This window comes from Leptothrix discophora (genome assembly GCF_030705305.1).
Lineage (GTDB): Bacteria > Pseudomonadota > Gammaproteobacteria > Burkholderiales > Burkholderiaceae_C > Sphaerotilus > Sphaerotilus discophorus.
This window is the reverse complement of the sequence record NZ_JAUZEE010000013.1, coordinates 16696-29973: the sequence shown is the minus strand read 5'-3', so window position 1 is coordinate 29973 and position 13278 is coordinate 16696. Positions and strand designations below refer to the sequence as shown.

The window sequence follows — 13278 nt, the reverse complement described above, 5'->3', positions numbered from 1 at the left end:
CGGCTTCATCCCGAGCAGTCCCATGAACAACTCTTCCCGCCAGATCGCCACCGTCTCGCTGTTCGCTGCGCTCATCGCCGTGTTCGGCCTGATCCCCAAGATCGACCTGCCCCTGGGCGTCCCCATCACGCTGCAGACCCTGGGCGTGATGCTGGCCGGTGCGCTGCTGCGACCGCGCCAGGCCTTCCTGGCCGTGGCCCTGCTGCTGGCCGCTGTCGCGCTGGGCCTGCCGCTGCTGTCGGGCGGCCGGGGCGGCCCGGCGGTGTTTTTCGCGCCGTCGGCCGGCTACCTGATCGGCTGGCCGCTGGGCGCCTGGGTCACCGCCCTGGTGATGCAGGCCCTGCCGACCGCCGCGCCGCGCCGCGCTGCCGTCAGCGCCTTCTTCGCCGCCGTCGCCGGCGGCCTCCTGGTGGTGCATGCCTGCGGCGTCGTCGGGCTGATGCTGATCGCGCAGCTGCCGGCGGCCAAGGCCTTGCTGGGCACGCTGCTGTTCGTGCCGGGCGACCTGATCAAGGCGGTGGTCACCGCCGGCGTCGTGCACACCGTCGCGCGTGGCCTGCCCGACTGGCAGCTGGGCGGCGGCAACGCCCGCTGAGCCCCGCATCGCCCGCACCCGGCGATGCCCGACCTGCCCCCTTTCGACCGCGTCCACGCGCCGCTCGCGCACTGGGCGCTCGATCGTCCGCAGCAGCTCGCGCTGGCCAACGAGCACCGCAGGCTCGACTTCGCCACGCTGCAGGCCCAGGTCCATGAGCGCGCCGCCGCGCTCGATGCCTCGCACGCGGCGGACCACCGCCTGATCGACCCGGCCGCGTCGACGCTGGACCAGCTGCTGGACTTCCTCGCCACGATCGCCAGCGGACGCTGCGCCGCGGTCGGCGATCCGGACTGGCCCGGCCCGGTGCGCGCGGCCGTCACGCGCCAGCTCGACGGCCTGCCCGCCACGCCACCGGCCGATGGCGCGCTGGCGCCTTTCTATGTCGGCTACACCTCGGGCAGCACCGGCCAGCCCAAGGGCTTCCGGCGTCACCACCGGTCCTGGACCGAGAGCTTGCGCACCTGCGTCGACACCTTCGGGCCCGAGGTCTGCGGCACCGTGCTGGCGCCCGGTCGCGTGTCGCATTCGCTGTTCCTGTTCGGCATGCTGCTGGGCCTGTGGACCGGCGGCGGCAGCCTCGTGCAGGAACGCCATTCGGCCGCCCGCACCCTGGCGACGCTGGCCGACGGCGCGGCCTCCGTGCTGGTCGCCGTGCCCAGCCAGCTGCTGATGCTGCTGACGCAGGCACAGCGTCGGGCGCTGGCGCCCATCACCGCGACGCGGATGATCCTGATCAGCGGCGCGCCCTGGGCCCGCGCCCACACCCCGGCGCTGCAGGCGCTGTTCCCGAACGCCCGGCTGATCGAGTTCTACGGCGCCTCCGAGGCCAGCTTCATCGCCTGGCAGGAGGCCGACGCGAACGTGCCGACCGCCGTGGTCGGCCGGCCCTTCGACGGCGTCGAGGTCGAGATCCGCGACCGCCTGCCGGCCGACGACCCGGACGCGTCTGGCCGCATCCACGTGCGCAGCGCGATGCTGTTCTCCGACTACGTCGGCAGTCCCGACCCGGCCACCGCCGCGATCCGCAGCGACGACGCGCGCGGCACCTGGCTGTCGGTGCGCGATCGCGGCAGGCTCGATGAACACGGGCGACTCTGGCTGCACGGGCGCGAGAACCGCATGGTCGTCACGCAGGGCCGCAACCTGTTCCCGGAAGAGGTCGAGGCCGTGCTCGAAGCCCAGCCCGGCGTGCTCGCCGCCTCGGTGCTGGGCCTGCCGGACGCCGTGCGCGGCAAGCGCGTGGTCGCCGTGCTGAAGCTGGACGAGTCGCAGCATCCCGCCGATCCGGTCGACCACGACGCGCTCGTCGCCCGCCTGGCGCAGGCCTGTCGCGCCGCGCTGGAGCCCTACAAGCTGCCGCGCCGCTGGTGGATCGCCGCGCCCGGCCACTGGCCCCTGACGCGCAGCGGCAAGACCGACCACGGCGCCATCGCCCGTGCCTTCGACACCGGCGACGGCCAGGAACCGCCATGGCTGCACGCGACGTCCTGATCGTCGACGCGCGGCGCAGCGCGGTCGCGCCGGTGGGCGGTGCCTTGTCGGCGCTGACGGCACATGACCTCGGCGCGCCGCTGCTGCGTGCCCTGCTGGCCCGCAGCGACATGGCCGGCGAGACGGTCGACCTCGTGCTGGTCGGCAACGCGCTCGGTGCGGGCGGCAACCCGGCCCGCCTGGTCGCGCTGGCCGCCGGCCTGCCCGACCGGGTCGGCGCGCTGTCCATCGACAGCCAGTGCGACGCCGGCCTGGACGCCATCACGCTGGCCGCCAGCCTGGTCGCCAGCGGCCAGGCCGAGGTCGTCATCGCCGGCGGTGTCGAGGCCTGGAGCCGCGCCCCCGTCCGCGCCCATCGGCCGCTGCGGGTCGACGCGGATCCGCTGCCCTACGAACGCCCGGCCTTCGCGCCGGATCCGGCCCGTGACCCCGACCTGCTGGCGGCGGCCACCGCCTGGGCACGCGAGGCCGGCATCACCCGCGCGATGCAGGACGCCTGGGCGGTCACCAGCCACCGGCGCGCCGTCGCGTCGCGCGCCGACCTGGCCGATGAGATCGAGCCGATCGCCGGCCTGGCGCGCGACGCCTGTCCCCGCCTCATCGACGCCAGCCGCGTCGCGCGCCTGCCGCCGGCCTGGCGCACCGCCACCGGCCTGGGCAACGAACAGGCCTCGGCCGACACGGACCCCGTCCACGCACCCAGCCTGCTGGGTCTCTCGCCACGGGCCGACGGCGCGGCGATGCTGCTGCTGGCCAGCGAGGCCGCCAGCACGCGACTCGGCCTCTCGCCCTGTGCCCGCTGGCGCTCCGGTGCGATGACCGGCGGCAATCCCGAACGACCGATGGCAGCGGCCGCGCAGGCGATCCGGCTCGCCCTGTCCCGCGCCGGTCTGGCCGACCTGGCCAGCCTCGCCGCCATCGAACTGCACGACGCCTTCGCCGTCCAGGCCCTGCACATCGCGGCGGCACTGGGGCTGGACCCATCCCACCTCAACCGACGCGGCGGCGGCCTGTCGCGCGGCCACCCGATCGGCGCCTCCGGCGCCATCGCGCTGGTGCGCGTGCTGGCGGATCTGCGGCGGGCAGGCCAACCCGGTTCGACCGGTCTGGCATCGATCGCCGCAGCGGGCGGGCTGGGGGCGGCGGTGGTGGTGGAGCGGGTGTAGCGGGCGTCAAGCATCGCCTGGCAGCGTGTTCAAGACGGTTCTGGACCGCTGGCTGGCGGCACCAGCCCGACGGCCACCTCGCCTCAACGGGGTTGAACGCAACCGCCGCCCCCTTCACCCCACGACGCGGAAAAAGCTCTCCAGCGGCTCGCGCGCCGTCACCGTCCGGTTGACCGGCGCGTCCGGGTCGGCGTGGCCGATGGCCATGCCGCAGACGATGGCGGTGTCGTCGTCCAGGCCCAGCTCGGCGCGGATCAGGTCGGGCCAGGAGGCCATGGCGCCGATCGCGCAGCTGGCCAGGCCCTGCGCCTCGGCCGCCAGCATCAGGCCGTACAGGGCCATGCCGAGGTCCATGTAGCAGCCGGTGCCCACGCGGCGGTCGATGGTGACGATCAACGCCACCGGCGCGTCGAAGAAGCGGAAGTTGCGAGCGAACTGCGCATCGCGCCCGGCCCGGTCCTCGCGCCCCACCCCGATCGCGCCATAGAGCGCCTGCGCGGCCGCCACCTGACGACGCCGCAGCAGCTTGGGCATGGGCTGCGGGAAGTAGCTGTAGTCCTCGCGCGCCGGCTCACCGTCACGCCAGGCCTGCGTGAGCCGCTCGCCCAGTCGCTCGCGCGCCGCACCGCGCACCGCGATGAACTCGCCCGGCTGCAGGTTGGCACCGCTGGGCGCCTGACGGGCGATGCGCAGCAGGTCGAACAACTGCTCGTCGGCCACCGGCGTCGGCAGGAAGGCGCGGATGGAGCGGCGCTGGCGCAGGGTGTCGAGGGCGGTGACCACGGGCATGGGCGCGGATTCTAGGAAGCAGCCAGCCGTCGCCCCGGCCCCGCGGCGTGCGCAGCCACCGTCCTGTCTAATACCGGGCTTTCCCCAGACCAGTCCAGCTCACCCGCGCCGCCTCCGCCGCACCTGCCGCACCTGCCGATGTCCGACGACCCTCGCCCGCCCCACGCCGGCAGCCACGCTGCGACGGCGAACGACTTCGCCGGCCACACGCCCATGATGGCGCAGTACCTGCGCATCAAGGCCGAGTTCCCGGACACGCTGGTGCTCTACCGGATGGGCGATTTCTACGAGGTCTTCTACGAGGACGCCCGCACCGCGAACCGGCTGATCGACATCACGCTGACCACGCGCGGGCAGAGCAACGGCGAGCCGGTGGTGATGGCCGGCGTGCCGGTGCAGGCGCTGGAGAACTACCTCGCCAAGCTGATCCGGCTGGGCGTGTCGGTGGCGATCGCCGAACAGGTCGGCGAGGTCGGCGCGGGCAAGGGGCCGGTCGAGCGCAAGGTCGTGCGCGTGGTCACGCCCGGCACGATCACCGACACCGAGTTGCTGGCCGAGCGCGAGGAGAACCGGCTGCTGGCGCTGTCGAAGGCCCAGGGCAGCGGCAACCAGACGGTCTACGGACTGGCCTGGCTGGCGCTGGCCAGCGGTCAGCTCGGCCTGACCGAGTGCAGTGCCGCCGAGCTGCCGGCCTGGCTGGCGCGGCTGCAGCCGGCCGAGGTGCTGCTGAGCGCGGACCGCGATGGCGGATCGGACGACGGCAAGCTGCCCGCGGCGCTGCTGACGGCCGGCGTGCCGCTGACGCGCCGGCCCGGCTGGCAGTTCGACACCGCGCTGGGCGCGCGCAAGCTGCGCGACCAGCTCAAGGTCGCCAACCTCGTGGGCGTCAACGCGCAGGACCTGGGCCTGGCCCATGCCGCCGCCGCCGCGCTGCTGAGCTATGCCGAACACACCCAGGGCCGCGCACTGGCGCACGTCAACCGGCTGGTGGTCGAGCGCGCCAGCGAGCTCCTGGAACTTCCGCCGGCGACGCACCGCAACCTGGAGCTGACCGAGACGCTGCGCGGCGAACGCGCGCCGACGCTGCTGTCGCTGCTCGACACCTGCCGCACCGGCATGGGCAGCCGGCTGCTGCGCGAGTGGCTGACCAACCCGCGCCGGGATCGCCGCGAGGCGCGCGAGCGCCTGGCCGCGCTGGCGGTGCTGCAGGACGCGCGTGCCACCGGGCCGCTGCGCGAGGCGCTGCGCGAGGTCAGCGACGTGCAGCGCATCGCCGCCCGCCTGGCGCTGCGCCAGATCCGTCCGCGCGAGCTGGCTGGCCTGCGCGAGACGCTGCAGCGGCTGCCCGGACTGCGCCAGGTCGTGCCCGAAGGCCGGGACCCGGACGGCGCGCCGCTGCTGGCCGCGTTGCACGAGGCGCTGCAACCCGATGCCGCCATCGCGGCGCTGCTGGCTGCGGCCATCGCCGCCGAACCGGCCGTGCTGCTGCGCGATGGCGGCGTGATCGCGCCGGGCTACGACGCCGACCTGGACGAGCTGCGCGCCATCGGCACGAACTGCGACGCCTTCCTGCTCGACCTGGAGGTGCGCGAGCGCGCCGCCACCGGCATCGGCAATCTGCGGGTGCAGTTCAACAAGGTGCACGGCTTCTACATCGAGGTCACGCAGGGCCAGGTCGACAAGGTGCCCTCGCGCTACCAGCGCCGCCAGACGCTGAAGAACGCCGAGCGCTACATCACGCCCGAGCTGAAGGCCTTCGAGGACAAGGCGCTGTCGGCCCAGGAACGTGCGCTGGGCCGCGAGAAGTGGCTCTACGAGCAGGTGCTGGACCAGCTGATGGCGCACCTGGTCGCGCTGTCCGAGCTGGGCCGGGCGCTGGCGACGCTGGACGTGCTGGCCGCGCTGGCCGAGCGCTCGGCCACGCTGGGCTGGCGCGCGCCGGAGTTCGTCACGCACCCGTGCATCGAGATCGAGCAGGGCCGCCATCCGGTGGTCGAGGCGCGGCTGGCGGAGACGGCCGGCGGCAGCTTCATCGCCAACGACTGCCGCATGGACAGCAGCCGGCGCATGCTGATCGTGACCGGACCGAACATGGGCGGCAAGAGCACCTTCATGCGCCAGGTCGCGGTGATCGCGCTGCTGGCCGCGATCGGCTCGCATGTGCCGGCCGCGCGCTGCCGGCTCGGGCCGATCGATGCGATCCATACCCGCATCGGCGCGGCCGACGACCTGGCCAACGCGCAGTCGACCTTCATGCTGGAGATGACCGAGGCCAGCGCCATCCTGCATGCGGCCACCGAACATTCGCTGGTGCTGATGGACGAGATCGGCCGCGGCACCTCGACCTTCGACGGCCTGGCCCTGGCCGGCGCGATCGCCAGCCATCTGCATGACCGCAACCGCTCGTTCACGCTGTTCGCGACCCACTACTTCGAGCTGACCGAGTTCCCGGCCCGCCACCGCCATGCGCTGAACTGCCACGTCTCGGCGGTCGAGAGCGGCGAGGACATCGTCTTCCTGCACGCGATCGAGGCCGGCCCGGCCAGCCGCAGCTACGGCGTGCAGGTCGCGCGCCTGGCCGGCATGCCCGGCGCGGTGCTGCGCCAGGCCCGGCTCGCGCTGGAGCAGCTGGAATCGCAGCAGCAGGCCGGCGCCGCGCAGATCGACCTGTTCGCCGCGCCGCTGGCGCCGTCGCCCGACGAGATCAGCCCGGATGAGATGAACGGGACCGACCGCCGCGACGACCGCGCCGCCACCCGCCCCGACCCGACGCTGGCCCGGCTGCTGGCCGCGCTGGACCAATCCGACCCCGACCAGATGAGCCCGCGCGAGGCGCTGGCCCGACTCTACGAACTGCGCCAGCTGCGTCATGACCTGGGCGATCCGAGTCAACGACGCCGCCAGGTCCTGAAACCCTCACGCCTTCCACCCCAGACGCCATGACCTACTGCATCGGCCTTCGGCTCAACGCCGGCCTCGTCTTCCTGTCGGACTCGCGCACCAACGCGGGCCTGGACGCGATCTCCACCTTCCGCAAGATGATCGTCTACGAGAAGCCGGGCGACCGCTTCATGTGCCTGCTGTCGGCCGGCAACCTGAGCATCTCGCAGTCGGTGCGCGAGATCCTGCAGGTCGAGAAGATCCCCGCCGGCGAGGGCGAGGAGCCCATCAGCATCTGGAACGCCAAGAGCATGTTCGACGTGGCCCGCGTGCTGGGCTCGGCGGTGCGGCGGGTCTACCAGCAGGACGGTCCGTCGCTCAAGCAGGCCGGCATCGACTTCGTCGCCAGCTTCATCCTCGGCGGCCAGATCGGCAACGAGGCGATGCGGCTGTTCCTGGTCTATTCGGCCGGCAACTTCATCGAGGCCACGCGCGAGACCTGCTTTTTCCAGATCGGCGAGAGCAAGTACGGCAAGCCCATCCTGGACCGGGTGCTGACGCCGACCACGCCGCTGGACGAGGCCGCCAAGTGCGCGCTGGTGTCGATGGACTCGACCCTCAAGTCCAACCTCAGCGTCGGCCTGCCGCTGGACCTGCTGGTCTACCGCGCCGACAGCCTGCAGGCCGATCAGGTCGTCTGCATCGACGAGCGCAACCCCTACTTCAAGATGATCCACGAGACCTGGGGCGAGCGCCTGCGCGAGGTGTTCGAGGGCATCGACGACCCGGTCTGGGACGGTGGCGACGCGAACCATCCGCTGATGGTCGGCTCCGAGCGTCACGAGCCGATGAAGAAGATCGGCCACGCCGGCGAGAAGATCGTCTGAGCCCGGCCCCGGCGATGGACACGCTGGTCTTCAGCCACGGCAACGGCTTCCCCGGCGCCACCTACCGGGCGCTGTTCGGGCCCTGGCGCGAGGCCGGCTGGACGGTCGACGCGGTCGACCGCTACGGCCACGACCCGCGCTTCCCGGTCAGCGGCAACTGGCCGCACCTGCGCGACCAGCTGATCGACCACCTCGAGACCCTGCAGGCGGCCCGGCCCGAGGCCGCGCGCGGCCCGGTCGTGCTGGTCGGCCATTCGCTGGGCGGCTACCTGAGCCTGATGACGGCCTCGCGCCGGCCGGACCTGGTGCGCGCGCTGGTGCTGCTCGATTCGCCGGTGCTGACCGGCTGGCGCGCCCACAGCGTGCAGGTGGCCAAGGCGACGCGGCTGATCTCGCGCGTCTCGCCCGGCAAGGTCTCGGCCCGGCGGCGCCAGCACTGGCCCTCGGCCCAGGCCTGCCTGGACCACTTTGCCGCCAAGCATGCCTTCGCCCGCTGGGCGCCGGGCGTGCTGCAGGACTACGTCGACGCCGGCACCGGGCCGGCGCCGGCTGGCGATCCCCACGGGCCCGGCGTGGTGCTGCGCTTCGACCGCCGCATCGAGACCCGCATCTACGACACCCTGCCGCACCAGTTCGCGGCGATGCTGCGCCGCCACCCGCCGCGCTGCCCGGTCGCCTTCATCGCCGGCACCCAGTCGGTCGAGGTCCGTCAGGTCGGCCTGGCCGCCACCCGGGCGCTGGTGCACGAGCGGCTGCACTGGATCGAGGGCAGCCACCTCTACCCGATGGAGCGGCCGCTGGAAACGGCGCAGGCGGTGCTTGAACTCCTGCGCGCCATGGGTGTCGAAGCGGGCCGGTGAACACGGGCCGATGCGCACCGGCCGACAGGGTTTCCGCACTGCAACATGAGACCGGGCGGTGGCTAGAATCCGCCGCGCCCGACGCCCCATGAGAGGGCACCCACCGACCGAGGAGCCCCCGCGCGGTCCCGCACCGCCGGCAGGAGAACACCATGAGCGTCCACGCCCTCCCCACCGCCAACGCCAGCTCGCGCAAGCCGGTGACGCTGCACAGCCTGCGCGCGATGCAGGCCCGCAGCGAGAAGATCGCCATGCTGACCGCCTACGACGCGACCTACGCCCGGCTGGCCGACGAGGCCGGCATCGACACGGTGCTGGTCGGCGACTCGCTGGGCATGGTGGTGCAGGGCCACACCAGCACGCTGCCGACCACGCTCGACGAGATGGCGTACCACACCCGCTGCGTCGCCCGCGGGCTGCAGGGCGGCGCGGCCTGGCTGATCGCCGACCTGCCGTTTGCCAGCTACCAGCAGGGCACCGCGCAGGCCATGGCCGCCAGCGCCGCGCTGATGCAGGCCGGTGCGCAGATGGTCAAGCTCGAAGGCGGCGGCTGGACGCCCGAGACGGTGCGCTTCCTGGTCGAGCGCGGCATCCCCGTCTGTGCCCACCTCGGCCTGACGCCGCAGAGCGTGCATGCGCTGGGCGGCTACCGCATCCAGGGCCGTGACGCGGCCAGCGCCACCACGCTGCGCGCCCATGCCCGCGAACTGGCCGAGGCCGGCGCCGCGATGATGGTGCTGGAGCTGATGCCCACGGACGTCGCCAGCGCGGTGCAGTCCGACAACCCGCAGATGATCACCATCGGCATCGGTGCCGGACCCGGCACCGCCGGCCAGGTGCTGGTGCTGCACGACATGCTGGGCCTGACCCGCGGCAAGCTGCCGCGCTTCGTGCGCAACTTCGCCCGCGACGAGCAGACCGGCGCGGCGGTCGCCACCGAGGCCGCGCTGGCCGCCTACGTCGCGGCGGTCAAGTCCGGCCACTTCCCCGACCCGGTGGCGCATGCCTACGGCAGCGCGGCCTGAACGTCGGCACCGGCCCGAATGACGTCCGCCATGCAGATCGTCCACACCATCGCCGCGCTGCGGCAGGTCCTGAAGGACCGTCCCGCAGGCACCGGCGCCATCGCCCTGGTCCCGACCATGGGCAACCTGCACGAGGGCCACCTCGACCTGGTCCGGCAGGCCCGCGAACGTGCCGGCGCCAGCGGCACGGTGGTCGCGAGCATCTTCGTCAACCGGCTGCAGTTCGCGCCGCACGAGGACTTCGACCGCTACCCGCGCACGCTGGCCCGAGACGCCGAGCTGCTGGCCGGCGCCGGCTGCGACCTCGTCTTCGCGCCCGACGAGCGCGAGATGTACCCGCAGCCGCAGCGCTACCAGGTGGTGCCGGATCCGGCGCTGGCCGAGCTGCTCGAAGGCCACTTCCGGCCCGGCTTCTTCACCGGCGTCTGCACCGTCGTGATGAAGCTGTTCACGATCGTGCAGCCGCAGCTGGCCGTGTTCGGCAAGAAGGACTACCAGCAGCTGATGGTGATCCGGCGCCTGGTCGAGCAGTTCGCGCTGCCCATCGAGGTCATCGCCGGCGAGACCCGCCGCAGCGCACAGGGCCTGGCGCTGTCCTCGCGCAACGGCTACCTCAGCGAGGCCGAGCGCGCGCAGGCGCTGCAGCTGTCGGCGGCGCTGCGTGGGCTGCTCGAACGGGTCCGACGCGACGGCGCGGCGGCCAAGCTCGATGAGATCGAGGCCGAAGCCCGCGCCGCGCTGGCCGCGCAGGGCTGGGCACCGGACTACCTGACCGCCCGCCGGCGCAGCGACCTGCTCGCGCCGGAGCCGGCCGAACTGGCCGCCGGCATCGCGCTGGTCGCCCTGGGCGCGGCCCGGCTGGGCAGCACCCGGCTGATCGACAACGTCGAAGGCTGAGCCCCCGCTTCAGGCGGCCGCGAGCCCCGTCGCGACGGCCTGCGCAGGTCGTCGCACCTATAATCTCGCTTTACCACCACGGCCCTCCTGTCCGCCCCGCCACCCGCTTTCCGGGTGGTGCGCGAGCGCCAAGGGAGGGCCGCTCCACATGACCAAGTTTGTCTTCGTCACCGGCGGTGTGGTGTCTTCGCTCGGCAAGGGCATCGCGGCAGCTTCGCTGGCCGCGATCCTCGAAAGTCGCGGTCTGAAGGTCACCCTCATCAAGCTCGATCCCTACCTCAACGTCGACCCGGGCACCATGAGCCCGTTCCAGCACGGCGAGGTGTTCGTCACCGACGACGGTGCGGAAACCGACCTCGACCTCGGCCACTACGAGCGCTTCATCACCACGCGGATGAAGAAGTCGAACAACTTCACGACCGGCCAGATCTACAAGTCCGTGCTCGAGAAGGAACGCCGCGGCGACTACCTCGGCAAGACCGTGCAGGTCATCCCGCACGTCACCAACGAGATCCAGGACTTCGTCAAGCGCGGCGCCGGCATCGGCACCGACGACGCGGTCGACGTGGCCATCGTCGAGATCGGCGGCACGGTCGGCGACATCGAGTCGCTGCCCTTCCTCGAAGCCGTGCGCCAGCTCAGCCTGAAGGCCGGCCCGAACAACGCGGCCTTCGTCCACCTGACCTACGTGCCGTGGATCGCGGCGGCCGGCGAGCTCAAGACCAAGCCGACCCAGCACACGGTGCAGAAGATGCGCGAGATCGGCATCCAGCCCGATGCACTGCTGTGCCGCGCCGACCGGCCCATCCCCGACGACGAGCGCGAGAAGATCTCGCTGTTCACCAACGTGGCCCGCCACGGCGTGATCTCGGTGTGGGATGCCGACACCATCTACAAGGTGCCGCGCATGCTGCACGAGCAGGGCCTGGACGAGCTGATCTGCATGAAGCTGCAGCTGTTCACGCGCCCGGCCAACCTGGGCCGCTGGGACCGCCTGGTCCACGAGGTCGAGCACCCGAAGGCCGAGGTCACGATCGCCATGGCCGGCAAGTACACCGAGCTGTCGGACTCGTACAAGTCGCTCAACGAGGCGCTGCGCCACGCCGGCATCCACCACCATGCCAAGGTCAACATCGAGTACGTCGACTCCGAGACCCTGACGCCCGGCACCGTCGGCGACCTGGCCCGCTACGACGCCATCCTGGTGCCCGGCGGCTTCGGCAAGCGCGGCATCGAAGGCAAGATCGAGGCCGCCCGCTACGCCCGCGAGCACGGCATCCCCTACCTGGGCATCTGCCTGGGCATGCAGGTCGCGACCATCGAGTACGCCCGCCACAAGGCCGGCCTCGCCGGTGCCAACTCGACCGAGTTCGAGCCCGAGGGCCCGCACCCGGTGATCGCCCTGATCGATGAGTGGCAGGACGCCGACGGCTCGATCCAGAAGCGCGACGCCAACTCCGACCTCGGCGGCACCATGCGCCTGGGCTCGCAGAGTTCGGACGTCAAGCCCGGCACGCTGGCCCACGAGATCTACGGCCCGGTCGTCACCGAACGCCACCGCCACCGCTACGAGGCCAACGAGAAGTACCTGCAGCGCCTGCAGGAGGCCGGCCTCGTCATCTCGGCCATCACCCAGCGCGAGAAGCTCACCGAGATGGTCGAGCTGCCGCGCGAGGTCCATCCCTGGTATGTCGGCGTGCAGTTCCACCCCGAGTTCAAGTCGACCCCGTGGGACGGCCATCCGCTGTTCATCAGCTACATCGACGCGGCGCTGAAGCATCGCCAGCAGCGCCTGAAGGAGACCACGGCATGAAGCTCTGCGGTTTCGAGGCCGGCCTGGACCAGCCCTTCTTCCTGATCGCCGGCACCTGCTCGATCGAGGGCCTGCAGATGTCGCTGGACGTCGCCGGGCTGCTCCAGGAAGCCTGTGGCGAACTGGGCATCCCGCTGATCTACAAGGGTTCCTTCGACAAGGCCAACCGCTCCTCGGGCACCAGCCAGCGCGGCGTGGGCATGGAAGCGGGCCTGAAGATCCTCGACGAGGTGCGCCGCCAGACCGGCCTGCCGGTGCTGACCGACGTGCACGACGAGTCCCAGGTGGCCGAGGTCGCCAGCGTGGTCGACGTGCTGCAGACGCCGGCCTTCCTGTGCCGCCAGACCGACTTCATCCGCGCGGTCGCCCAGTGCGGCAAGCCGGTGAACATCAAGAAGGGCCAGTTCCTCGCGCCCTGGGACATGAAGAACGTGATCGACAAGGCCCGCGCCGCCGCGCGCGAAGCCGGCCTGTCGGAAGACCGCTTCCTGGCCTGCGAGCGGGGCGTGAGCTTCGGCTACAACAACCTCGTCGCCGACATGACCAGCCTGGCCGAGATGCGCAACTCCGGCGCGCCGGTCGTCTTCGACGTGACCCACTCGGTGCAGAAGCCCGGCGGCCTGGGCAGCGCCAGCGGCGGTGCCCGCGAGATGGTGCCGGTGCTGGCACGCGCGGGCGTCGGCGTCGGCGTGGCCGGCCTGTTCATGGAAACGCACCCCGACCCGGCCAAGGCCTTCAGCGACGGCCCGAACGCCGTGCCGCTGCGGCACATGAAGGCGCTGCTGGCGCAGCTGGTGGCGATCGACCGCGTGGTCAAGTCGCAACCGCTGCTCGAGAACGACTTCAGCTGCTGACGCCCCGCCGTGCGAGCG

11 protein-coding genes are annotated in these 13278 nt (G+C 72.2%); 10 read left to right on the top strand and 1 reads right to left on the bottom strand.

All coding sequences use genetic code 11. The features are described 5' to 3' along the window. The first annotated feature begins 22 nt into the window (after positions 1–22). Genes Q8X39_RS18405 through Q8X39_RS18395 form a run of 3 tightly spaced genes read left to right on the top strand, consistent with a single transcriptional unit; the run spans position 23 to position 3255 of the window. On the top strand, positions 23–595 hold the full coding sequence (locus tag Q8X39_RS18405) for a biotin transporter BioY (protein WP_305751156.1): 573 nt from the start codon (positions 23–25) through the stop codon (positions 593–595). A 24-nt stretch (positions 596–619) separates the two neighbouring features. After that, on the top strand, positions 620–2089 hold the full coding sequence (locus Q8X39_RS18400) for an AMP-binding protein (protein ID WP_305751155.1): 1470 nt from the start codon (positions 620–622) through the stop codon (positions 2087–2089). Further along, positions 2068–3255: a thiolase family protein gene (locus Q8X39_RS18395; protein WP_305751154.1), complete on the top strand. Its 1188-nt coding sequence runs from the start codon at positions 2068–2070 to the stop codon at positions 3253–3255. Before Q8X39_RS18400 ends, Q8X39_RS18395 begins: the two co-directional genes overlap by 22 nt. 114 nt (positions 3256–3369) lie before the next feature. On the opposite strand, the gene Q8X39_RS18390 is transcribed toward Q8X39_RS18395, so the two are convergent. Beyond that, positions 3370–4044, bottom strand: coding sequence for a nitroreductase (locus Q8X39_RS18390; protein ID WP_305751153.1), 675 nt, complete (start codon positions 4042–4044; stop codon positions 3370–3372). A gap of 138 nt (positions 4045–4182) precedes the next feature. Here Q8X39_RS18390 and mutS point away from each other — a divergent pair, with 138 nt between their 5' ends. From mutS to kdsA, 7 genes are all read left to right on the top strand, one after another. After that, positions 4183–6987 (top strand): DNA mismatch repair protein MutS, encoded by a 2805-nt coding sequence (gene mutS / locus Q8X39_RS18385; RefSeq protein WP_407068033.1) that lies wholly within the window; start codon positions 4183–4185, stop codon positions 6985–6987. After that, positions 6984–7811: a proteasome-type protease gene (locus Q8X39_RS18380; RefSeq protein WP_305751152.1), complete on the top strand. Its 828-nt coding sequence runs from the start codon at positions 6984–6986 to the stop codon at positions 7809–7811. Before mutS ends, Q8X39_RS18380 begins: the two co-directional genes overlap by 4 nt. A 14-nt stretch (positions 7812–7825) precedes the next feature. Further along, positions 7826–8671, top strand: coding sequence for an alpha/beta fold hydrolase (locus Q8X39_RS18375; RefSeq protein ID WP_305751151.1), 846 nt, complete (start codon positions 7826–7828; stop codon positions 8669–8671). A 152-nt stretch (positions 8672–8823) separates the two neighbouring features. Then, entirely contained in the window at positions 8824–9696 is an 873-nt protein-coding gene (gene panB, locus Q8X39_RS18370; RefSeq protein ID WP_305751150.1) for a 3-methyl-2-oxobutanoate hydroxymethyltransferase, read from the top strand. 30 nt (positions 9697–9726) lie between these two features. After that, the gene (gene panC, locus Q8X39_RS18365; protein ID WP_305751149.1) at positions 9727–10593 is read left to right on the top strand and encodes a pantoate--beta-alanine ligase; all 867 of its coding nucleotides are present in this window, start codon (positions 9727–9729) and stop codon (positions 10591–10593) included. Between the two features lie 148 nt (positions 10594–10741). Beyond that, positions 10742–12406 (top strand): CTP synthase, encoded by a 1665-nt coding sequence (locus Q8X39_RS18360; protein ID WP_305751148.1) that lies wholly within the window; start codon positions 10742–10744, stop codon positions 12404–12406. Further along, the gene (gene kdsA / locus Q8X39_RS18355) at positions 12403–13260 is read left to right on the top strand and encodes a 3-deoxy-8-phosphooctulonate synthase (RefSeq protein ID WP_305751147.1); all 858 of its coding nucleotides are present in this window, start codon (positions 12403–12405) and stop codon (positions 13258–13260) included. Before Q8X39_RS18360 ends, kdsA begins: the two co-directional genes overlap by 4 nt. The last annotated feature ends 18 nt before the right edge of the window (positions 13261–13278 follow it).